The organism is Bradyrhizobium sp. KZN70725 (assembly GCF_055264925.1).
Window position 1 is genome coordinate 151,942 of the sequence record NZ_JBUYWT010000014.1, and the last position, 19,074, is coordinate 171,015.

19 protein-coding genes and 1 tRNA gene are annotated in these 19,074 nt (G+C 65.0%); 5 read left to right on the top strand and 15 right to left on the bottom strand.

The annotated features are described in order from the left end of the window. Window positions 1–8: 8 nt before the first annotated feature. Window positions 9–476 (bottom strand): DUF2269 family protein, encoded by a 468-nt coding sequence (locus ACZBJS_RS16415; RefSeq protein WP_456854183.1) that lies wholly within the window; start codon window positions 474–476, stop codon window positions 9–11. Between the two features lie 374 nt (window positions 477–850). On the opposite strand from ACZBJS_RS16415, the gene ACZBJS_RS16420 reads away from it, so the two are divergent. Together ACZBJS_RS16420 and ppa are read left to right on the top strand one after the other, a co-directional pair. Next, on the top strand, window positions 851–1,360 hold the full coding sequence (locus tag ACZBJS_RS16420; protein WP_028343770.1) for a GNAT family N-acetyltransferase: 510 nt from the start codon (window positions 851–853) through the stop codon (window positions 1,358–1,360). Window positions 1,361–1,525: 165 nt separating this feature from the next. Beyond that, a complete protein-coding gene (gene ppa / locus ACZBJS_RS16425) occupies window positions 1,526–2,056 on the top strand; it encodes an inorganic diphosphatase (protein ID WP_316395392.1) in 531 nt (176 codons plus the stop codon). 154 nt (window positions 2,057–2,210) lie between these two features. Here ppa and folD read toward each other — a convergent pair whose 3' ends face one another. The 3 genes from folD to ACZBJS_RS16440 are packed head-to-tail and all read right to left on the bottom strand — an operon-like array spanning window position 2,211 to window position 3,744. Further along, window positions 2,211–3,095, bottom strand: a complete 885-nt coding sequence (gene folD / locus ACZBJS_RS16430) for a bifunctional methylenetetrahydrofolate dehydrogenase/methenyltetrahydrofolate cyclohydrolase FolD (RefSeq protein ID WP_316395393.1) — start codon at window positions 3,093–3,095, stop codon at window positions 2,211–2,213. Between the two features lies 1 nt (window position 3,096). Next, window positions 3,097–3,432, bottom strand: a complete 336-nt coding sequence (locus tag ACZBJS_RS16435; RefSeq protein WP_016847251.1) for a DUF167 domain-containing protein — start codon at window positions 3,430–3,432, stop codon at window positions 3,097–3,099. 21 nt (window positions 3,433–3,453) lie between these two features. After that, the gene (locus ACZBJS_RS16440; RefSeq protein WP_016847252.1) at window positions 3,454–3,744 is read right to left on the bottom strand and encodes a YggT family protein; all 291 of its coding nucleotides are present in this window, start codon (window positions 3,742–3,744) and stop codon (window positions 3,454–3,456) included. Between the two features lie 297 nt (window positions 3,745–4,041). Between ACZBJS_RS16440 and ACZBJS_RS16445 the strand changes: the two genes are divergently transcribed. Beyond that, window positions 4,042–4,117: transfer RNA gene (locus ACZBJS_RS16445), tRNA-Ala, on the top strand. A gap of 334 nt (window positions 4,118–4,451) precedes the next feature. Here ACZBJS_RS16445 and ACZBJS_RS16450 read toward each other — a convergent pair. From ACZBJS_RS16450 to ACZBJS_RS16480, 7 genes are all read right to left on the bottom strand, one after another. Further along, window positions 4,452–5,261 carry an enoyl-CoA hydratase gene (locus ACZBJS_RS16450; protein WP_253588455.1) on the bottom strand — a complete coding sequence of 270 codons (810 nt, stop codon included), beginning with the start codon at window positions 5,259–5,261 and terminating at the stop codon, window positions 4,452–4,454. A gap of 116 nt (window positions 5,262–5,377) precedes the next feature. Next, window positions 5,378–6,205: a glutamine amidotransferase gene (locus ACZBJS_RS16455; RefSeq protein WP_316395394.1), complete on the bottom strand. Its 828-nt coding sequence runs from the start codon at window positions 6,203–6,205 to the stop codon at window positions 5,378–5,380. A gap of 142 nt (window positions 6,206–6,347) precedes the next feature. Further along, window positions 6,348–7,127 carry an SDR family NAD(P)-dependent oxidoreductase gene (locus ACZBJS_RS16460; RefSeq protein WP_076834982.1) on the bottom strand — a complete coding sequence of 260 codons (780 nt, stop codon included), beginning with the start codon at window positions 7,125–7,127 and terminating at the stop codon, window positions 6,348–6,350. A gap of 226 nt (window positions 7,128–7,353) precedes the next feature. Continuing rightward, on the bottom strand, window positions 7,354–7,857 hold the full coding sequence (locus ACZBJS_RS16465) for a tellurite resistance TerB family protein (RefSeq protein WP_016847256.1): 504 nt from the start codon (window positions 7,855–7,857) through the stop codon (window positions 7,354–7,356). A gap of 277 nt (window positions 7,858–8,134) precedes the next feature. Continuing rightward, a complete protein-coding gene (locus ACZBJS_RS16470) occupies window positions 8,135–9,544 on the bottom strand; it encodes an adenylate/guanylate cyclase domain-containing protein (protein ID WP_316395395.1) in 1,410 nt (469 codons plus the stop codon). A 41-nt stretch (window positions 9,545–9,585) separates the two neighbouring features. Further along, the gene (locus ACZBJS_RS16475; protein WP_316395396.1) at window positions 9,586–10,971 is read right to left on the bottom strand and encodes a cytochrome P450; all 1,386 of its coding nucleotides are present in this window, start codon (window positions 10,969–10,971) and stop codon (window positions 9,586–9,588) included. Between the two features lie 84 nt (window positions 10,972–11,055). Then, window positions 11,056–12,417, bottom strand: coding sequence for a hydrolase (locus tag ACZBJS_RS16480; protein ID WP_463438866.1), 1,362 nt, complete (start codon window positions 12,415–12,417; stop codon window positions 11,056–11,058). Window positions 12,418–12,588: 171 nt separating this feature from the next. Between ACZBJS_RS16480 and ACZBJS_RS16485 the strand changes: the two genes are divergently transcribed. Continuing rightward, window positions 12,589–14,268: an MFS transporter gene (locus tag ACZBJS_RS16485; RefSeq protein WP_316395398.1), complete on the top strand. Its 1,680-nt coding sequence runs from the start codon at window positions 12,589–12,591 to the stop codon at window positions 14,266–14,268. Window positions 14,269–14,405: 137 nt separating this feature from the next. On the opposite strand, the gene ACZBJS_RS16490 is transcribed toward ACZBJS_RS16485, so the two are convergent. Further along, entirely contained in the window at window positions 14,406–14,621 is a 216-nt protein-coding gene (locus ACZBJS_RS16490; RefSeq protein WP_076834986.1) for a hypothetical protein, read from the bottom strand. 311 nt (window positions 14,622–14,932) lie between these two features. On the opposite strand from ACZBJS_RS16490, the gene ACZBJS_RS16495 reads away from it, so the two are divergent. Then, window positions 14,933–15,991 (top strand): polysaccharide deacetylase family protein, encoded by a 1,059-nt coding sequence (locus tag ACZBJS_RS16495; protein ID WP_316395399.1) that lies wholly within the window; start codon window positions 14,933–14,935, stop codon window positions 15,989–15,991. Window positions 15,992–16,536: 545 nt separating this feature from the next. Here the strand turns inward: ACZBJS_RS16495 and ACZBJS_RS16500 are convergent. The 3 genes from ACZBJS_RS16500 to ACZBJS_RS16510 form a co-directional block, all read right to left on the bottom strand. Then, a complete protein-coding gene (locus tag ACZBJS_RS16500) occupies window positions 16,537–17,082 on the bottom strand; it encodes a carboxymuconolactone decarboxylase family protein (protein ID WP_076834988.1) in 546 nt (181 codons plus the stop codon). A gap of 21 nt (window positions 17,083–17,103) precedes the next feature. Beyond that, window positions 17,104–17,721 (bottom strand): nitroreductase family protein, encoded by a 618-nt coding sequence (locus ACZBJS_RS16505; RefSeq protein WP_141341232.1) that lies wholly within the window; start codon window positions 17,719–17,721, stop codon window positions 17,104–17,106. A gap of 97 nt (window positions 17,722–17,818) precedes the next feature. Continuing rightward, entirely contained in the window at window positions 17,819–18,736 is a 918-nt protein-coding gene (locus ACZBJS_RS16510) for an NADP-dependent oxidoreductase (protein ID WP_076834990.1), read from the bottom strand. Between the last annotated feature and the right edge of the window lie 338 nt (window positions 18,737–19,074).

Genomic DNA, 19,074 nt, shown 5'->3' on the forward strand with positions numbered 1-19,074 from the left:
ACACTGCGCTAAAATGGTTTCGCGATCATCAGCCAGAGGATGATCATCACGGAGCCGAAGCCGGGAATACCGAACAGGAACCAGCGGCGAAACAGCGCAAAATAACGCGGCGGCAGCGGAAGGCCTTTTTCGACGGCCGCCTGCGCGAGGTTGCGCATCTCGATCTGCATGAAGACGACGGGAACCCAGAACACGCCGGCCAGCGCGTAGAGCGCAAGCGAAACCGCCAGCCAGCGCTCGGTGATGCTCGTTGCCGACAACAGCATCAGCAGTCCGCCGCTCACCGGCTGAAGCAGCACGGCACTCAGCGTGAAGATCATGTCCGCGATCACGACGGTCGCCGCCGTGCGCGCGATGAACGCCACATCCTGCGTGCGATGCGCCGCCAGCATGAAGAAGGCGATGCCGGTCCCGGTGCCCAGGATCACGATGGCCCCGAGCACGTGCAGATATTTGATCAGGAAGTAGAGCGTCATCGCAGTCCGCTCGTGATCAGGCCAACTTCGGCGCGCACAAATACCGCCGCTGCCATAGGCCGGTCGGGCGCGAAAATCCACTGCGGCGGCGCAGGCGTGGCGCGGTCGGAGTACCCACATCGCGTCTGGATTCGCCCGCAGAATCCCGGCCGCGAATCAGCCCCCGAATGAGCTTTTTCCAACTATGGCAGTGTCATACTGCGCTCGCGATCCACGCTTTGCACAGCTCCGGATCGGCGGTTGGCCGCTTGAACTCCGGCAAGTGTCCTCTTTCGGAACAAGTTCTCACGACACTGATGCAAAAAATCCACAGATTAACCGATAATTAACGATGGACCTTGAAGGCGGCCCGCCGACTTGCTTTGATTACACCCATGAGCACAACGCTAATCGAGGTCCGGCCGGCCAAAGCTGCAGACGCGGCGGCGGTGGCGTCTACCCATGACGAAGCCTGGCGCTCGGCGTATCAGGGAATCATCCCCGGCGCCGAACTCGAAAAGCTGATCAATCGCCGCGGCCCGCAGTGGTGGGACAGCGCCATCCGCAAGGGCAGCCGCGTCAGCGTGCTGGTGTTCGGCGACCGGGTCGCAGGCTACGCCAATTACGGCCGCAACCGCGCCCGCAGCCTGCATTTCGAAGGCGAGATCTACGAGCTCTATCTGCGGCCGGAATTCCAGGGGCTTGGCTTCGGCCGGCGCCTGTTCGCCTCCGCCCGCCGCGACCTGATGCAGAGCGGCCTCAAGAGCATGGTGATCTGGGCGCTCTCCGACAACGAGCCGGCAACCGAGTTTTACCGTGCGCTGGGCGGCCGGATGGTGGCGCGCTCTTCGGAGCGGTTCGGGCCCAAGTCGCTCGACAAGGTCGCTTTCGCCTGGGCCAACTGAAAATCCTGCTTCTCTCGCAGCTGCAGCAAGGCTAAACCAGCCTCCAGCGCTGCGCGCGTCGGCCAGCCCGGTCTCAAGGCCGGGCCGGGAGCCGTTTCGCGGCCCGGCGGCGCCAACCAAAAAATCACATCGTTCTCAACTTCCAGAGGCCACGCGGAGCAATCCATGCGTATCGACGCCATATCGATCGGAAAAAATCCGCCCCACGACGTCAACGTCATCATCGAGGTTGCCGTCGGCGGCGAGCCAATCAAGTACGAAATGGACAAGGAAGCCGGCACGCTCGTGGTGGACCGCTTCCTCTACACGCCGATGCGCTATCCCGGCAATTACGGCTTCATCCCGCACACGCTGTCCGGCGACGGCGATCCCTGCGACGTGCTGATCGTCAACACCCGCGCGATCGTGCCGGGCGCGGTGATGAGCGTCCGCGTGGTCGGCGTGCTCCTGATGGAGGACGAGGCCGGCGGCGACGAGAAGATCATCGCGGTGCCGTCATCGAAGCTGACCCAGCGCTACGACAAGGTGCAGAACTACAGCGACCTGCCCGACATCACGCTGCAGCAGATCCAGCACTTCTTCGAGCACTACAAGGATCTCGAGAAGGGCAAGTGGGTGAAGGTGCTGCGCTGGGGCGACGCCGACGAAGCCCGCAGGCTGATCCTCGAAGGCATCGAGCGCGCGAAGATGAAGTGACTAACCTCGCCCCGCTTGCGGGGAGAGGTCGGATCGCATGTAGCGGAGCGGAATGCGATCCGGGTGAGGGGGTACAGGTCTTTCGACAGTCCCATCTCGGAGAGGGGCCCCTCACCCCAACCCTCTCCCCGCAAGAGCGGGGCGAGGGAGCATTTCACACCGCCGGCGCCGGCAGGCCGGCAATCGCGCAGGCGGCGCGCAGCGTGTTGACCAGGAGGCACGCCACCGTCATCTGCCCGACGCCGCCGGGCACCGGCGTGATTGCGCCGGCGACATTGAGGGCTTCCAGGAACGCGACATCGCCGACCAGTTTCGGCTTGCCGCCGGGCACCGGGATGCGGTTGATGCCGACATCGATCACCGTCGCGCCCGGCTTCAGCCAGTCGCCCCGCACCATCTCGGGCCGGCCGACCGCGGCATAGACCAGATCGGCCTGGGCGCAGAGCTTTGGCAGATCGCGCGAGCGCGAATGCGCGATCGTCACCGTCGCATTCTCGTTCAGCAGCAATTGCACCAGCGGACGGCCGACCAGATTGGAGCGGCCGATCACGATCGCGTTCATGCCTTCGAGCGAGGCGTGCACGCTCTTGGTCAGGATGATGCAGCCGAGCGGCGTGCAGGGCGACAGCGCGGTCAGGCCTCCGGCGAGCCGGCCGGCATTGTTGGGGTGCAGACCATCGACGTCCTTGGCCGGATCGATCGCGTTGATGATGGTCTCGGTGTGCAGCGACTTCGGCAGCGGCAGCTGCACCAGGATGCCATGCACCATGGGATCGCGGTTGAGCCGCGTGATCAGCGCCAGCAGATCGGCCTGCGACACATCCTCCGGCAGCTTGTGCTCGAACGAAGCCATGCCGGCGGCCTGGGTCTGGGTGTGCTTGCTGCGGACATAGACCTCGCTCGCGGGATCATGGCCGACCAGCACGACGGCGAGCCCCGGCGTGAGCTGGTGGTCGCGCTTGACGCGGGCGACCTCGTCGGCGACGCGGGCGCGAAGCTCGGCGGCGATGGCTTTTCCGTCGATGATGCGGGCAGTCATGTCAGTCCCTTGTCTGCTGGTTCGGCTTGGCCGCAGTCAGCTTCCTCAATGTATCGCCGAGCCCTTTCGGATCGCCGTCGACCGCGACCTGCTTGAGCCGCGAGGTTGCGCCGGACAGCAGCTTCACCCTGGCTTTCGGCACGCCGAGCGCCTTGGCCAGCAGCTCAGTCACCGCACGGTTGGCCTCGCCGCCCTCGGCGATGGCGCGCACCCGCACCTTCACCACCGAACGGCCGTTGGCCAGCGTCTCGATCCCGTCGATGTCGTCGCGGCCGCCGCGCGGCGTCACGCGCAGCGCGATGCTGATGCCCTCGGTGGAATAGCGCCACGGATCCATCAAGGCCACGTCGAGAAAGGGTCAGATCACGTTGGGATAGATGTAATAGGCGATCACCCGCTGGATGAACATGATGATCAGGATCACGATGATCGGCGAGATATCGAGCCCGCCCAGATTCGGCATCACGTTGCGGATCGGCCGCAGCACCGGCTCGGTGATCCGGTAGAGGAACTCGGCCACCGCGGAAACGAACTGGTTGCGCGTGTTGACCACATTGAAGGCGACCAGCCAGGACAGGATGGCGGAGGCGATCAGCAGCCAGACATAGAGGTCGAGGATGATAATGACGATGTCGAGAACAGCGCGCATATGAGGGGGGCTCGCGGGTAAGACAACCGGATGAAGCGCAACGAGACCGGACTGAGCCGCCATCGCGCTTCTTGTTTGAGCGGGATCGTTTCGGAAAACCGCTATGCACTGGGCGCTCGGGCGGTCCGCCGGGTCGGGATCACGCCCTAGATATCGGTTCATCCCCCCGCAAACAAGGGAAGTTCCCGGCGGGACGGGCCGAAAACCGCGCTTTCACTGTTCTTGACTTGACCTTGGACGGGACTGTAAATGGCGCCCGACTGACGGCCGGGATACTCAGCAACACCCGGCCGCGATGGGGCCATAGCTCAGCTGGGAGAGCGCGTCGTTCGCAATGACGAGGTCGGCGGTTCGATCCCGCCTGGCTCCACCAGCCTTCGCTCGCTTCGCGGGCTTCGGCTCGGCAAGCCCGGATAGTCCATCGCAGCGATGCGAGCGAAGGCTGCCGCGGCGTAGCCCGAAGGGCGAAGCCGGGCTGGTGTTATGAACTCCGACCCAATCCCTCCCCCTTACGTCCCCGTAAACCGCGGTGGCCGCTTCCCGACGAAGCTCTCGCTTCGCGAGCTTCGGCTCGGCAAGCCCGGATAGTCCATCGCAGCGATGCGAACGAAGGCTGCCGCGGCGTAGCCCGAAGGACGAAGCCGGGCTGAGACAAGCTGCCCACGCCCAAAGGGCGAAGACGGACTTTATCCGTTAGCCCCTCCCCCTCACGTCCCGGTAAACCTGGGCGGCCGCTTCTCCACGAAGCTCGCGACGCCTTCCCTGAAATCATTGCCCTTCAGCGCGATCTGCATCTCGCGGTTGGCATCGATGGTGGCCTCCGCGAGCGTCTGGAACGGCACGTCGTAGATCTGGCGCTTGATCACAGCGATCGCGCTCGGCGAGACGAAATCGGCGAGGTCGCGGGCATAGGCATAGGTCTCCTCGCGCAGCTTCTCCGGCGAAGAGAGCCGGTTGACGAGGCCGATGCGCAGCGCCTCCTCGGCCGACACCCGCCGCGCCGACATCAACAGATCGAGCGCGTTGGCGTGGCCGACGATCCGCGGCAGCATCCAGCTGATGCCGTGTTCGGCGATCAGGCCGCGCCGCGCGAAGGCGGTGGTGAACACCGCAGTGTCGGCGGCGAAGCGCAAATCGCAATAGAGCGCGTGAACCAGGCCGATGCCGGCGGTGGCGCCGTTGAGCATCGCGATCACGGGCTTCCGGATCGCGGGATAGTAGGCGTAGCGCGTCTGCCAGTCGGCGCGGCGGTTCATGTCGAACGGGATGTTCTCGCCGCGCCTGACCTCGTTGGGATCGATCCCCTTCAGCGCGTCCATGTCGGCGCCGGCGCAGAAGCCGCGGCCCGCGCCGGTCAGCACGATGACGCGAACGTTCTCGTCGTTGGCCGCCGCCTCCATGGCGTGGCGCACGTCGCGCTCCATGATCGCGGTCCACGCATTCATGCGATCGGGGCGATTGAGCGTGATGGTCGCGATCCTGTCGCTGACCTCATAGAGGATGTGCTCGTAGCTCACGGCGATCTCCCTGTGCCTTGTTGTTATCGATACGCGCGGCGATGCGGCCTGCGCGCGGCGGCCGACAGTAGCACATTCACGAGAATGAAAAGCCGGCGCGAAATTCCGCGTGGCGGCTATTCAGCGGCCTGCAGCAGCTGCCGCTGCGGCACGCGCGCGATCCAGCCGTCGATGAAATGCTTCAGCCACGCGCGCTCGGCGGCATCGTGCACGGCACGCTCGGCGAAGTGCAGATGGCCCGGTTGTGCGCCCGGCGAATCCATCCGTGCGCAACCGCGTGTGGTCCAGCGATGCATCATCGCGTAGGTCACGTCGGGATGGAATTGCAGGCCGAAGGCGTTGCCGAACTGGAACGCCTGCACCGGGAAATCGTCGCCCGCCGCGAGCAGGTCGGCGCCGGCGGGCAATTGAAATCCCTCGCCGTGCCAGTGATAGACCCGCGCCGGCCAGTCCGGGCAGAGCGCGCGGCCCGCCTCGGTCGGCCTGACCGGATAATAGCCGACCTCGACACGGCCTTGCGGATGCGGCGCGACCTCGGCGCCGAGCTGCCGCGCCAGCATCTGCGCGCCGAGGCAGATGCCCAGAAACGGACGCTGCTCGCGCAGCGGAACGGCGATCCAGTCGATCTCGCGCCGCACATAGTCGTCGCCATCATTGGCGCTCATCGGACCGCCGAAGACCACCGCGCCGGCATGCGCGTCGAGCGTTTCGGGCAGCGCGTCGCCGAAGCGCGGGCGGCGGATGTCGAGGCGGTAGCCCAGCGCGCGCAGGGCGTTGCCGATCCGGCCGGGAGTCGATGTCTCCTGATGCAGCACGATCAGCACCGGCCGCAACGAGACCTGAGCCGAAACCTGATCCAAGATCTGATCCCTGGGCGTGGCCGCGGCCTGCCTTCGGCTGGCGAAGGGCACCACGACACGGCTCTGGTCAGTCCGGAACGACATTGCCTCTGCTTAAAGTTTCGGCACGTAAGGCGCGATCATAGCTAAGTGGTCGTTAACATCGTGTGAGTTTGCGCACAGCCAGGCGAAGCAAATCGCGGGCCAGAAACAGCCTTAGCGGCAACGAGTGGGCTTTCCAGGGCAGCTAGCGCTTGCGGAGCTGAAATCCGCCGACCGCCGTCAGGATGAAGTCGCGCGGAAACAGCCGGAGCAGGAACGGCACCAGCTTGATGAAGGTGCCGGGCAGCACCGCGCGCTTGTTGGCCATCAACCCGCGATAGGCCTGACGGGCCACCTCTTCCGGTGAAACGTTGAGGATGGCGGAATCGAATCCGGGGGCAAATCCGGCGCGATCCTGAAACTCCGATGGTACCGGGCCCGGGCAACACACGGTGACACGCACGCCCTGCGGCGCCAGCTCACAGCGCAACGCCTCGGTAAACGACAGCACATAGGCCTTGCTGGCGTAGTACACGGCCATGCCGGGGCCCGGCAGAAATCCGGCGATCGAGCCGAGATTGAGGATGCCGCCGCGGTTGCGGATCAGCTGGTCGGCAAAGCGCAGCGTCAGATCGGTCAGCGCTCGGATGTTGACGTTGATGATGTTGAGTTGCTCGGCACGGTCGCGCTCGATGGCGCGGCCGAACAGGCCGAAGCCGGCATTATTGACGAGAAATTCGACCTCGACCCCAGCGTCGGTCAGGGCCTGCGCGATCCGGTCGCCCGCATCGGCGTGCTGGAGATCACAGGGGATCACAATCGGCGCTGCGCCGCCCTTGGCCCCGAGTTCGTCGGCGAGCGCCTTCAGGCGGTCGGCGCGCCGCGCCACCAGCGCCACACGGTGACCATTCGATGCAAACACGCGCGCCAGTTCGGTGCCTATGCCCGCCGATGCCCCGGTTATCAGCGTCACACGCTCGGTCACGTTTCAAACTCTTACTGCAAATTCTAGTGAGGTCCCCAACAAGCCGACGAGAGCATAGGCATGCGGTGGGACGCAAGCCGTGTGTAAGCTTGTGGACAGCGGCGAGGCACTGGTTTTGTGATGAAACGCCAGATTTTCAGTCGGATCGCCCACAATCGCGGCGGACATTAAAATTTCGTCATCCCTGATACCGGTGACGATGCGTCCGCCGACGCGGGCAATCGCGTCAGATTGCGGCGTCCGCCGTGCCCCATGGGCCCTTTGGCAGCGCCGCCTGCTTCTCGGCAACCCGATGCTTGAGATCGATGCGGTCGCGCGAGGAAATGCCGAGCAGATCGGCGGCGCGCCAGACCACATTGTCCTCGAACTCGCTGACCTGACCGTCGGCATAGACCAGCTCCCACATCATCTCGACGATGCGCAGGCGTCCCTCCTCGTTCACCGAGCGCATGATCACACTGGTAAAGTGATAGAGATCCACGGCCTCACCCTCGACGCGCATGGCAGAGGCGATCAGCTTGTCGGCCGCGCCGCGGTCAAGCTGGAAACGGCTCTCGATCAGGCCGTGCAGCTTGCGCGTCTCGGCCGGCGTCGGCTCGCCGTCCAGCGAGACGACATGCACCAGCAGCGCGGTCGCCGCCAGGCGATAGTCGCCGTCATCGAAGGTGCGGTCGGCCTGGGCGTCGGGGGAAACGATATCGGCAATGAATTGGCGAAGTCCGTCGAGCATCGTTCTCTCTGTGGAATGAAGTCTGCCTGATTTGAGCGCGATCTATCCGGCTATCAAGTTTTTCCGGATCCCGCTCCGTTGAAATCTATATGGCGTGGAAACAGAACCGGTGCAATCCGCGCAGGTTCCCGCTGCGACATTACGTTTCGGCAACATGGATTGAGTCATTCCGGGGCGATGCGAAGCATCGAACCCGGAATCTCGAGATTCCCCGATGCGCAATTGCGCATCTGAGGTCTGGTCCTGACGGACCATCCCGGAATGACGATGTGCTCAACTACGGTATCTCGTACACCACGAGCTTGTCGGCAATGCCACGCAGTGCCGCTTCCTTCTGGATCGGCCTGATCGCGGCGCGATCGAGGATGCCCGCGACCTCAGCCGATTCCATCACCGGCTGGGTCAAATGGATTTCCTGCGACGTCGACAGGCTCTGCACCCTGGCTGCGATATTCACGGTCTGGCCGAAATAATCCTGCCGCTCGTTGAGTGTCACCGCGAGGCACGGCCCCTCATGGATGCCGATCTTGACGATCAGATCTTCCTTGCCGCGCTCGGTGTTGAGCTGCTTCATCGCCGCCCGCATGCGCAGGCCCGCCGACAATGCATGCTCTGGCCGGATGAAGGTCGCCATCACGGCATCGCCGATCGTCTTCACCACGGCGCCGTGCTCGGAAGCGATGATCTCGAGCAGCGCGTGGAAATGCGCGCGCACCAGATCGAACGCGGCGAGATCTCCGACCCGTTCATAGAGCGCAGTCGAGCCTTTGAGGTCGGTGAACAGGAAGGTGAGCGCGGTGATCTTCAGCCGCTGGTCGACCGTGAGGTTGTCGGCCTTGAACACATCGCGGAAGGTCTGGTTCGACAGCATCCGCTTCGCGGTGAGGATCGGCTTGCGCTTGCCGAGCAGCTCATGCAGCGCATCGGCTGCTACCCAAACAGCGGGCAGCACGCGGGTGTCGGTTTGGTTGTCCAGCGACAGCCGGAGCGGCCCCGGCCGCAGCACCGTGGTGCCGGTCGGCGCCTGCAGTTTGTTGAACACGATCGAGAATTGCTGGCGCTCAGTGGTCGGCTCGCCCTGCACGTCGAAGAAATGCGCCGAGTGCGTCACCGGCTCGAACACGATCAGGAACTGCTTCGGCAATTGCAGCGACAGCAGCGCCTTCTCGCCGGCCGGCAATTCCAGCGATTCCAGCGTCACCTCCTTGAGCAGGCGCTCCAGCGAGTCTTCGTTGAGCTCGATGCCCGAGCTCCAGAACATCTGGCGGACATATTCCCAGATCGGCAGCGTGTTCGGATCATGCGCGCCGATGCGGCGCACGCGCGGGCTGACGGTGAAGGCGACCTCGACCAGATCGTCGACGGACGCCTCGTAACCGGCCGCGCACAGCGCGCAGTTGTAGTCGTCATGGCGCAACGACTTCAGCGTCGAATGCGCGTCGAGCACGCCGCCGCAGCCCGGGCACAGCACATTCCAGCTCATGTCGAACAGGCCGAGCCGCGACGCATGCAGGAAGCCGGAAATCACCTTTTCCTGGTCGAGCCCGGTGCGGCTCGAGAAATCCAGCAGATTGATGCGATTGAGATCCCTATCATGACCGTCCGCGATCAGCTGCTGCATGGCATCGACGACGGCCGGATCGGTCGTCTGCCTGAGGACTGCGAAATGGGCCTGCGTATCGCTCATGGTGAGCCCCTAGATGAGCATTGGGACACCGCCGCGCAAGATCAGCGCGGCTTGATCGTAAACACCGGCGAACGGTTCGGCTGTGTCGTCACCACGCCGATCGGCAGCACCGGATCCTTGTCCGCCAGCGCAACGCGGAATGCGCCGACAATCTTCGCAAGCGCGAGCGTCGCCTCGACCAGCGCAAAATGCGCGCCGATGCAGACCCGCGCGCCGACTCCGAACGGCAGATAGGCGAACCGATCGGGCGGCGCTCCCGTCATGAAACGCGACGGCACGAACGCGTTCGGATCGCGCCACAGCTTCTCATGCCGGTGCAACAGCCACGGCGCGATCAGGATTACGTCACCCTTCCTGACCGGACGGCCCGCGATGGTATCGGGACCGCCTGCCGCACGCGCAATCAGGAACGCCGGCGGATAAAGCCGCATGGTTTCGTCGATCACCGCGCGGGTGAATTTCAGCCGCTCGATGTCGAGCGCGCCAGACGTCGCCGCGCTCCCGACTTCTGCCGCCAGCTGTTCCTGGGTCAGGGGATCGAGCGCCAGCAGATAGAGCGCCCAGAACAGCGCGGTCGCAGTCGTCTCGTGGCCGGCCAGGATCATGGTGGCGACCTGATCGCCGAGTTGGGCATCGGTGAAGGCCTCGCCGGTTTCAGGATCACGCGCGGCGCCCATCAGGTCGAACAGGTCGCGGGCCGGCGCGTTGTCATCCTTGCCGGCCGCACGTCGCTCGGCCATCAGCATGCCGACGAACGCGGTCCAGCGCTTGCGGAAACGGGCGCGGCGGAAATCCTGCGGCGTCGGCCAGTTCAACGGCAGCACCAGATCCAGCATGTGCGGCCGCGCCAGCGTGTTGCCATACTCCATCACGAAATCCCGCAGCGCGGCGCCGTGGCGATCCATGCCGAACGAGAACATGGTGCGGCCGGCGATCTCCAGCGTCATCCGCTGCATCGCCTCGCGCAGATCGACCGGGCCGCCGCTGGCGGAGTTCAGCTTTGCGATGGTCTCGTCGACCGCCGCAATCATGTAAGGCACCAGCGTCGTCACCGCGCGCGGCGTGAACGCCGGCGCCAGCGTGCGGCGCTGGTGTTTCCATGCACGCCCTTCGGCGATCAATAGCCCCTCGCCGAGCATCGGACGCAGCACGCGAAGGCCGGCCGGCGTGCGGGTGTAGTTCTCGTAATTGTCGACCAGCACATGGCGGATCGCATCCGGCGTGTTGAGGATGAAGCTCGAGTGCTTGAGGAAGCGGCCCTGGACGATATCGTCCTCATAGGCGCGCTGGCCCCAGGTCTCGATCGGCGAGTTGCGCATCACCCGCATGCGCTGGAACGCGCCCATGTCGTCGGGCGCGCGCGGCGGGGCCGGCGGGACCAGGGGACGCCGCGTGACCGTGATATCGTAGACCTCGGCTATGCTCATGGTCCTCGCTTCCCTGCCTCACGCGACGGCCGATCCGGCCATGCGATCCCGGCGCCATGAAGGCGCGCGGACCCTGCACCAGACCTAATAAGTCAGCTCGGCGACCGCAATGCGATTCTCCGATGCCGGCCAGGCCCGCATCATAATGCGTTCCCCGTTGAAGATCGCGGCGACCGGACGGCCGACGTCGTCCGCGGCGAGCCGCAGCGTCGTCACCGAATCGGTCGGCACGCCCGGCTTTACATCAGCCGGCTCCTTGCCGTCGAACAGCACGATATCGCGCGGCAGGCCGAAATAGCCGCGCGGCCGCGACATCAGCACGACCGCGCCTGCGCCGGCATCGGCCGGTCCCAGCGGCCGCGCCGCGCGCAGATGCACGATCTCGGACGAGCGCGGAAACGGCGAGCGATAGATGTGCGTCGTCGCCGTACCAGGTGACGTCAGCACGAATTCGAGCGGCCACGACGGATCGACCTGCGCCGGACCCCAGCGACCGTCAGCGCCGGTCTGCGAGCTGTGCAGCGGGCCGCCGATGCGCTCGCCGGTCTCCGCCGCGACATGATAGATATCTACCGTGGCCCCCGGCACCGGCCGGTTGGTCGGCACGCCGCCGGGCATGCCTGTGACGAGGCCGCTCAGCCTCACCGCGGTCTCCGGCACGATCTCGATCCGCGACGGCTCGTGCCTTGCGATGAATTTGTAGATCTCGCGAAAGGCCCGCGGATGAAAGGCGGTCTCGCGATGATCGACCGCGCCAAGCACCAGATTGGTCGCGCCTTTCAGCGCCGGGCCGTCCGTCGTGACGTTGGTCGGCGTGCCCGGCTTGCCGACGAAGCGGCCGTCGGCCTGCGCATATTTATCGAGGCCGTCGCTGCGCAGCGTCAGGAACAGGGTGCCGACAGTCACTTCGCTGTCGCCATCGTTCAGTCCGCGCAGGAACGGACCACGCCCGTTGAACTCGTTGCCGAGCCCGTCGTCCCACGCATACACACCGTGATTGGGCGTGCCGCACAGCACCGCGTGGCTGATGTCGCCGCCGCCACCATTCTTGATGTAATTGCGGATCGCGTTGCCGCCGCGCGAACTGCCGACCAGTGCGACCCGCGGCGCACCGGTCTTCTGCTTCAGCTCCCTGATCGCCTCGGCGAGCTCGCGGCGCTGATCCTCGGTCGAGGAGCGGCCGGCCTGTTCGACCTTGTCGTCGGTGCGTGCCAGCGGATCGGTGAAATTGATCGCGGCCATGCGCTCGCGCGGCACGCCGTTCGATTCCATCCGCCAGCACGTCGTCATCCAGAGCGGGGCGTGATCGCCATTGCCGTGCACGAACAGAATCGGCGGGGTGTCACCGGCGGGCGCCGGCTGAGCCAAGGCCGGGGCGCCGAGGCGGCCGGCCAGCAGGGACAGGGCGCCGGCCCCTTGCAATATTCTCCGCCGCGACAGCGCCATTGGCCCCTTCCCCCGACTTTCCTCGGCCTTCCTCAGGTCTTTCAGTGCCTTAGCTGTGCCCTGTCCCCGCCAAGGATGCCGTAATCGCTGGACAGAACACGCGTTTCGCGGGCATCAGTTGGTGCAGCCGGAATCGTCCAACAAGCCATAGCAGGCCAACCGGAACTGGATATGACCGAACCGCGCGATCGCTCCGACAGTATCACTGCACCGTTGCGGCATTCAATCTTCAGGCGAATCTGGCTCGCGAGCCTGCTCTCCAATCTAGGCATCCTGATCCAGGGCGTCGGCGCGGCCTGGGCGATGACGCAAATGACCTCGGAGGCCGACAAGGTCGCGCTGGTGCAGACCGCCTTGATGTTGCCGGTGATGCTGATCTCGATGCCGGCCGGGGCCATCGCCGACATGCACGACCGCCGCATCGTCGCGCTGGTGTCGCTGGCGATCGCGCTGACCGGCGCCACCAGCCTGACCGTGCTGGCCTGGCTCAATCTGGTAACGCCGAACATCCTGCTCGCGCTGTGCTTCGTCGTCGGCAGCGGCATGGCGCTGTTCGGCCCGGCCTGGCAGTCCTCGGTCAGCGAACAGGTGCCGCCGGAGACGCTGCCCGCGGCGGTCGCGCTGAACGGCATCAGCTACAACATCGCGCGCAGCTTTGGTCCGGCGATCGGCGGCATCGTGGTCGCGTCCGCGGGCGCCGTGGCCGCCTTCGCCGCCAATGCCGTGCTGTATCTGCCGCTGCTCGTCGTGCTGTTCCTGTGGAATCGCGTCAGCGAGCCGTCGCGGCTGCCGCGCGAGCGGCTGAACCGCGCCATCGTCTCCGGGGTGCGCTACATCACCAATTCGCCGTCGATCAAGATCGTGCTGACCCGCACCATGGTGACCGGCATCATCGGCGGCTCGGTCTCGGCGCTGATGCCGCTGGTGGCGCGTGATCTGTTGCATGGCGGCGCGCAGACCTACGGCATCATGCTCGGCGCCTTCGGCATGGGCGCGGTGATCGGCGCGCTCAACATCAGCGAGATCCGCAGCCGGCTCAGCGGCGAAGCCGCCATCCGCGTCTGTGCGTTGACGATGGGCGCGGCGATCGCCGCGGTTGCCGTGAGCAAGCAGCCGGTGATCACCGCCGCCGCGCTGGTGGTTGCCGGAGCGGTGTGGATGCTGGCGATCGCGCTGTTCAATATCGGCGTGCAGCTCTCCGCACCGCGCTGGGTCGCGGGACGTTCGCTGGCGGCCTTCCAGGCCGCGATCGCCGGCGGCATCGCGATCGGCAGCTGGTGCTGGGGCCGCATCACGGACGTCGGCGGCGTCGAGATGGCGCTGTTGATCTCCGCCGGTCTGATGCTGCTGTCGCCGCTGCTCGGCATCTGGCTCAGGATGCCGCCGATCGGCGCGCGCAACGAGGACGCGACGGATGCGCTGGCCGACCCCGAGGTGCGGCTGCAACTGAGCGGGCGCAGCGGCCCGCTGGTGGTCGAGATCGAATACCGGGTGGCCCAGGACAACGCCCGCGCGTTCCACAATGTGATGCAGGACGTGCAGCTCAGCCGCCAGCGCAACGGCGCCTATGGCTGGTCGATCGCCCGCGACATCGCCGATCCCGAATTGTGGACCGAGCGCTATCATTGCCCGACCTGGCTCGATTTCCTGCGCCAGCGCAACCGCGCCACGCAGATCGAGCGCGAACTGCATCAGAAGGCCGCCGACTTCCACATCGGCGCCGAGCCGATCCGCGTGCGCCGGATGCTGGAGCGTCCGTTCGGATCGGTGCGCTGGAAGGACGAGACCCCGGACCGCGCCGCCAAGGAGGTGATCCCGGTGGTCGCGACCGCAGCGGGCAGCAGTACGTAGTCACTCCATTGTCATTCCGGGGCGCGCGAATAGCGCGAACCCGGAATCTGGAGATCATCAGCTCGAGATTCCCCGATGCGCAGTTGCGCATCTGAGGTTCATCGCTCCGCAATGCCCCGGAATGACAGCTGATGGGTCTACTGCCCGTGATCGGCGAGCGTCTGCTGGCAGGCCTTGCTGAGGCGGCTGCGATGCTCCTTCAGGCACGCCAATACGACCTGATCGCCCTCGCCGAGATGGGCGCGGCAGAACCGCGAGGCATCGCGCGAGCAGGCATCGCGCCCCTGCTGCTGCGCCGAGGCGGCCGACGTCAACAGAACCAGCGGAACGACGGCAAGCAGAAATCGGGTCATCTCTCAAAGCCTCTCAAGCGTTTTCGCGCGAAGGGGTGCGGTTCGCGTGAAGACAACGCGTCAAATAAGGAATCCGGAGCCCCGTTCCGATTTCATCGGAGCGGAAACAGCTCCAGGGAATGCGACGCCGGTTCTATAGCGTTTCCGTGCCGCGAAGAAGCTTGAAACCGACTGTGACGGTCATCACGCATGGTAACGCCCGCTTTTTCTTGTCCTTCCGGCGCCTTGTTGGGATCGCGTTAAGACCTTGTTGGCATTAATCGCTCGTTACGGCTGTGGCGTATCCTTAAGTTCCGAGAGAGTGTGTAGCGATGCGTAGTGCGTTGGGCCTGATGCTGGCCAGTGTTGTAACGGCGATCGTGATCGCCGGCGTGTGGTTCTGGACCTCCTCGCCGCGTGCCGACGCGGCTCCTCCGCAAACCACGGCTGCGGCCAAGGCCGATCCGATGCCTGCGGCGGCAAAACAGGCCGCCAGGGACGATGTCGAGACGACCGCCGCGCTGTCGAAGCGCGCCGATGCCACCCAGGCCGCGGCCCCGGCCGCCACTCCTGCCCCGGCGCCGGCGCCGGCCCCCGTCGCGGCCGCGCCCAAATGCGCCAACCCCGACGCGCTCGGCATCAGCCGCACCGTCGTGGTCGACACCAATGGCGGCCCGGGCTTCGGTTTCCTGCAGTACAAGCAGTATGACTTCCTGACCGACAAGGAGGTCGTGCTGACCTTCGACGACGGTCCGTGGCCGACCACGCCGGCCGTGCTCAAGGCGCTGGCCGATGAATGCACCAAGGCGGTGTTCTTCCCGATCGGCCTGCACACCACCTATCACCCGGACATCCTGCGCCAGGTCGCCGCCGCCGGCCACACCATCGGCGCCCATACCTGGTCGCATGCGCATCTCGCCAGCAAGAAGTTGACCGAGCAGCAGGCCAAGGACGAGATCGAGAAGGGTTTTAGCGCGGTGAAGATGGCGCTGGGCGCGAGCCCCGCCCCGTTCTTCCGCTTCCCGGCGCTGGCGCACACGCCGGCGACGACAGCCTATCTCGGCACCCGCAACATCGCGATGTTCTCGGTCGACGTCGACTCCAACGACTTCAAGTCCAAGAGCGCGGACGAGGTGATCAACAACGTGATGACCAAGCTCGACAAGGAGCACAAGGGCATCATCCTGATGCACGATTTGCAGAAGCACACCGCGCAGGCGCTGCCGACGCTGCTCCGCAAGCTCAAGGCCGGCGGCTACAAGGTGGTCTGGATGAAGGCCAAGACCCAGCTCGAGACGCTGCCCGAATACGACGCGATGATGGCGAAGACCGAGAAGCCGATCGCAACGGGCCGGCCGATCGGCAACGTCGTGCAGACGGTCGCCGAGTAACCCCGCGAACGCACTCTCAACGCAAAGCGCCCCTGGACCCGATCCAGGGGCGCTTCGCTTTCTGATCGCAGCCACCCTCTGCTGATCCGACACGGCCGGACGACGGTGAACGCCCGTGCGCCTTCGAGAGTGGCACCATCGCGCCCGGTGGCTGCGGCTCAACCAAAATATCGAAAACAACCCCATGCAAAGGAGCTGGCGGATGCCGTCTCCAGACTGACCGTTTGAGGGCTGGTGCGCCGCACCAGGTGAAGATGAGAACTATCTTTACTCCATAGCCCTCTGGAGCCCTCCTTTTGCAAGACGGCGAAGGCTTGAGGCCCTCGACGCAGCATCTACCGGCTTGTTTCCATTCGTGGTTCGGATCGGGAGCACCGGAACGTTGACCGGGTTGCTCGATGGTGCCGGCCAGGCGCATCCTCACCTTCGCCCCGGCGCGGGCGCAGCGGGCGTTCGGATCGGCCGAGATGTATTGTCCCGTCTCACGCTCCCATCACATGAAACCTCCAACCATCTTCGGAAACGCTGATGCGATCGGATAGAGTTCAGATCGAGCCAGCTGGCGCAACGGCAGGAAAATCCTGCTCGGGATCGAACGCGTTATTGAAAAAGTTCGTCAGGGAGTACATGGCCACTAGCGCGACGATCTCCATGACGTTCGCATCTGTGTAGCCAGCGTCCCGGACGGCTTTCATATCGGCGTCACCGACCTTGCCGCGGGTTGTGATGACTTTGCGCGCAAACTGGAGAGCGGCGTCCCGCTTCGGATCACTGGCATGACCCTTCCGAGCGAGAATGATTTCGTTAGCCGGCAGCTTGGCCATATGCTCGGCCGTAAAGCTGTGAACCGTCAGGCAGTAGTTGCACCCATTCACTTCGGAGACAGCGAGGCCGATGCTGTCACGTGTCTTCACGTCAAGCGCCTTGCTCAAAGAGCTGAGCAGTGTAGCCCATGCGTTGAACGCGATCGGGCTCAGCGCGAAGGTCGTCATCATATTCGGAGTGAACCCGATGTTCCTGGTGAATCCATCGAGAGTCGGTTTCGAAGCTGCCGGCACCTGAGCCGGTGTTGGCAATGCATTTCGAGCCATCAGTAATCTCCGTAGATCGTATTATACCAGGTCCAGCACATCGGCCACCGGACGGCGCGGCTTCTGCGCCCAGTTTCCCGGACGCTCCGGCCCCACGGCCAACAGCAGGACCGGCACTTCGTCCTTCGCCAATCCGAACTCGCGGTGCACCGGTTCGGCGTCGAAACCGATCATCGGCGTCGAACCCAGGCCTAGCGAGCGGGCCGCATAGATGATCGCTGCCGCGCCGAAGGAGGCGGTTCGTAGCGCTTCATCGCGCTGGCGTTGTGGGTACTCCATGTACAGATTGCGCGCCGGGATCTCCCATTCCGGCACCATCTTCGCCGGCATGACGCCCGATTCCACCAGCGGCGCCAGGCGCTCTGGTATTACGCTGGAATCGGCCAACTTGCCGCAGACGATGAAGGTAACGGCTGCGTCGGTGATCGTGGGTTGATTCCAAGCGATCGGACTCAGCCGGGCTTTGGCTTCAGGCGTGCGCACGGCGATGAAGCGCCAGTTCTGCATGTGGAAGGATGTCGGTGCGGCGGTGCCGATTCGCACGAGCTCTCGGATCTGGTCGTCGCTCAGGGTGGCGGCAGGGTCGTAATACTTGGTGGAGCTGCGGCTCAGGATACATTCGATAACAGCATTGGTCATGGTTGGTCCTATAAGTGACGGGATAGGTTGAGGCGCGAGAGTGCTTTCGCTCTCTTTGAGAGCGGGCCGGCCGCATTCATCGATAGGCGCGCGCCGCTCACGGACGAGCGCGAATGATCGTCTTCCCGCTGATCCGCTCGGTCGGGTTGAAGGCGGCAACGGCATCGTCGAGGGCAGCCACGTTGCCGATGTTTGTCCGCACACGTCCGTCACGCGCCCGCCGGACAATCTCACTCAGTTGCGCGCGATCGGGTTCGACGACGAAGTCTATCGTCCGGCCGTCAGCGGGCCGTGCCTCAGTCGGACCGGCGATGGTCACGAGCGTTCCTCCGGCTCGAATCAGGCGCGCGGACCGCTTCGCGATGTCGCCGCCAAGCACATCGAACACCAGATCGACTCCGCCGACATCTTCCAGAGTGTCGTTGTCGAGGTCGACGAACTCCTGTGCGCCGAAGTCGAGAGCCGTCTGACGGCCGGCAGCGCGTCCGGTACCGATGACGTAAGCACCGGCCTCACGTGCGAGCTGGGTTGCCATCGAACCGACGACGCCGGCGGCACCGTGCACGAGGACGCTCTGCCCCGCCCGAAGCCGGCCGTGATCGAACAGCCCCTGCCACGCGGTAAGGCCTGGCATCACGAGGGCCGCGCCCACCGTGAAATCGACATCGCCCGGCAGCGGCGCGAGGTTGCGCGCCTCGATGGCCACATATTCCGCCAAGGTGCCGTCGCGATACCAGTCCGCGAGACCGAATACCCGCTGTCCCACCGACAGCCCCGCCGTGCCATAGCCGAGGGCGGTGACCACTCCAGCCAACTCGTGGCCAGGGATCGACGGTGTTCGGTCACGCTCGCGGCGATCGGTCCAAGTCGGGGGCCACGTCAGCTCATCCCGGGTGAATCCCGCCGCATGAATCTCAACGACGACGTCGTTTATCGCGGCCTGCGGCTCGGGCCGCTCCACCAGCTTCATTCCGGCCGTTCCCGCCGCTTGGTCCGTCACAACGATTGCCTTCATCGTGCACCTGCCTGAGTGTGGCAGCTCATCATCTTCCGAACTCCTTTTCAGACGAACGAAAACCGGAAGGCGAAACTCGATGGCTCCAATGACCTTGGATATTGAATCGATGCCATCGACGCGGCGCATTTCCTAAAGCCACGTTGCCACTGGTCCCGGCGCGATGAAACCCGCGACGGGCGTTCCTGGACGCGCGGACACGCATTCTGGACTCCAGAGCTCGCCAACGCCGAGGATCAGTGCGCCGAGTGTGCGCGAATCTGGCTAGGGAACGGGAAAGAGCCCGGTTGGGTCGCAGCGTCGGGTATGCACGAGCCCACGCGGCTTGCTTTCGGCCT

What these genes read in the sequence shown, in the direction of transcription:
- ACZBJS_RS16415 (WP_456854183.1), bottom strand. Translation starts at nt 476, where the DNA reads ATGACGCTCTACTTCCTGATCAAATATCTGCACGTGCTCGGGGCCATC.
- ACZBJS_RS16420 (WP_028343770.1), top strand. Translation starts at nt 851, where the DNA reads ATGAGCACAACGCTAATCGAGGTCCGGCCGGCCAAAGCTGCAGACGCG.
- ppa (WP_316395392.1), top strand. Translation starts at nt 1,526, where the DNA reads ATGCGTATCGACGCCATATCGATCGGAAAAAATCCGCCCCACGACGTC.
- folD (WP_316395393.1), bottom strand. Translation starts at nt 3,095, where the DNA reads ATGACTGCCCGCATCATCGACGGAAAAGCCATCGCCGCCGAGCTTCGC.
- ACZBJS_RS16435 (WP_016847251.1), bottom strand. Translation starts at nt 3,432, where the DNA reads ATGGATCCGTGGCGCTATTCCACCGAGGGCATCAGCATCGCGCTGCGC.
- ACZBJS_RS16440 (WP_016847252.1), bottom strand. Translation starts at nt 3,744, where the DNA reads ATGCGCGCTGTTCTCGACATCGTCATTATCATCCTCGACCTCTATGTC.
- ACZBJS_RS16455 (WP_316395394.1), bottom strand. Translation starts at nt 6,205, where the DNA reads ATGTCGTTCCGGACTGACCAGAGCCGTGTCGTGGTGCCCTTCGCCAGC.
- ACZBJS_RS16465 (WP_016847256.1), bottom strand. Translation starts at nt 7,857, where the DNA reads ATGCTCGACGGACTTCGCCAATTCATTGCCGATATCGTTTCCCCCGAC.
- ACZBJS_RS16470 (WP_316395395.1), bottom strand. Translation starts at nt 9,544, where the DNA reads ATGAGCGATACGCAGGCCCATTTCGCAGTCCTCAGGCAGACGACCGAT.
- ACZBJS_RS16475 (WP_316395396.1), bottom strand. Translation starts at nt 10,971, where the DNA reads ATGAGCATAGCCGAGGTCTACGATATCACGGTCACGCGGCGTCCCCTG.
- ACZBJS_RS16480 (WP_463438866.1), bottom strand. Translation starts at nt 12,417, where the DNA reads ATGGCGCTGTCGCGGCGGAGAATATTGCAAGGGGCCGGCGCCCTGTCC.
- ACZBJS_RS16485 (WP_316395398.1), top strand. Translation starts at nt 12,589, where the DNA reads ATGACCGAACCGCGCGATCGCTCCGACAGTATCACTGCACCGTTGCGG.
- ACZBJS_RS16490 (WP_076834986.1), bottom strand. Translation starts at nt 14,621, where the DNA reads ATGACCCGATTTCTGCTTGCCGTCGTTCCGCTGGTTCTGTTGACGTCG.
- ACZBJS_RS16495 (WP_316395399.1), top strand. Translation starts at nt 14,933, where the DNA reads ATGCGTAGTGCGTTGGGCCTGATGCTGGCCAGTGTTGTAACGGCGATC.
- ACZBJS_RS16500 (WP_076834988.1), bottom strand. Translation starts at nt 17,082, where the DNA reads ATGGCTCGAAATGCATTGCCAACACCGGCTCAGGTGCCGGCAGCTTCG.
- ACZBJS_RS16505 (WP_141341232.1), bottom strand. Translation starts at nt 17,721, where the DNA reads ATGACCAATGCTGTTATCGAATGTATCCTGAGCCGCAGCTCCACCAAG.
- ACZBJS_RS16510 (WP_076834990.1), bottom strand. Translation starts at nt 18,736, where the DNA reads ATGAAGGCAATCGTTGTGACGGACCAAGCGGCGGGAACGGCCGGAATG.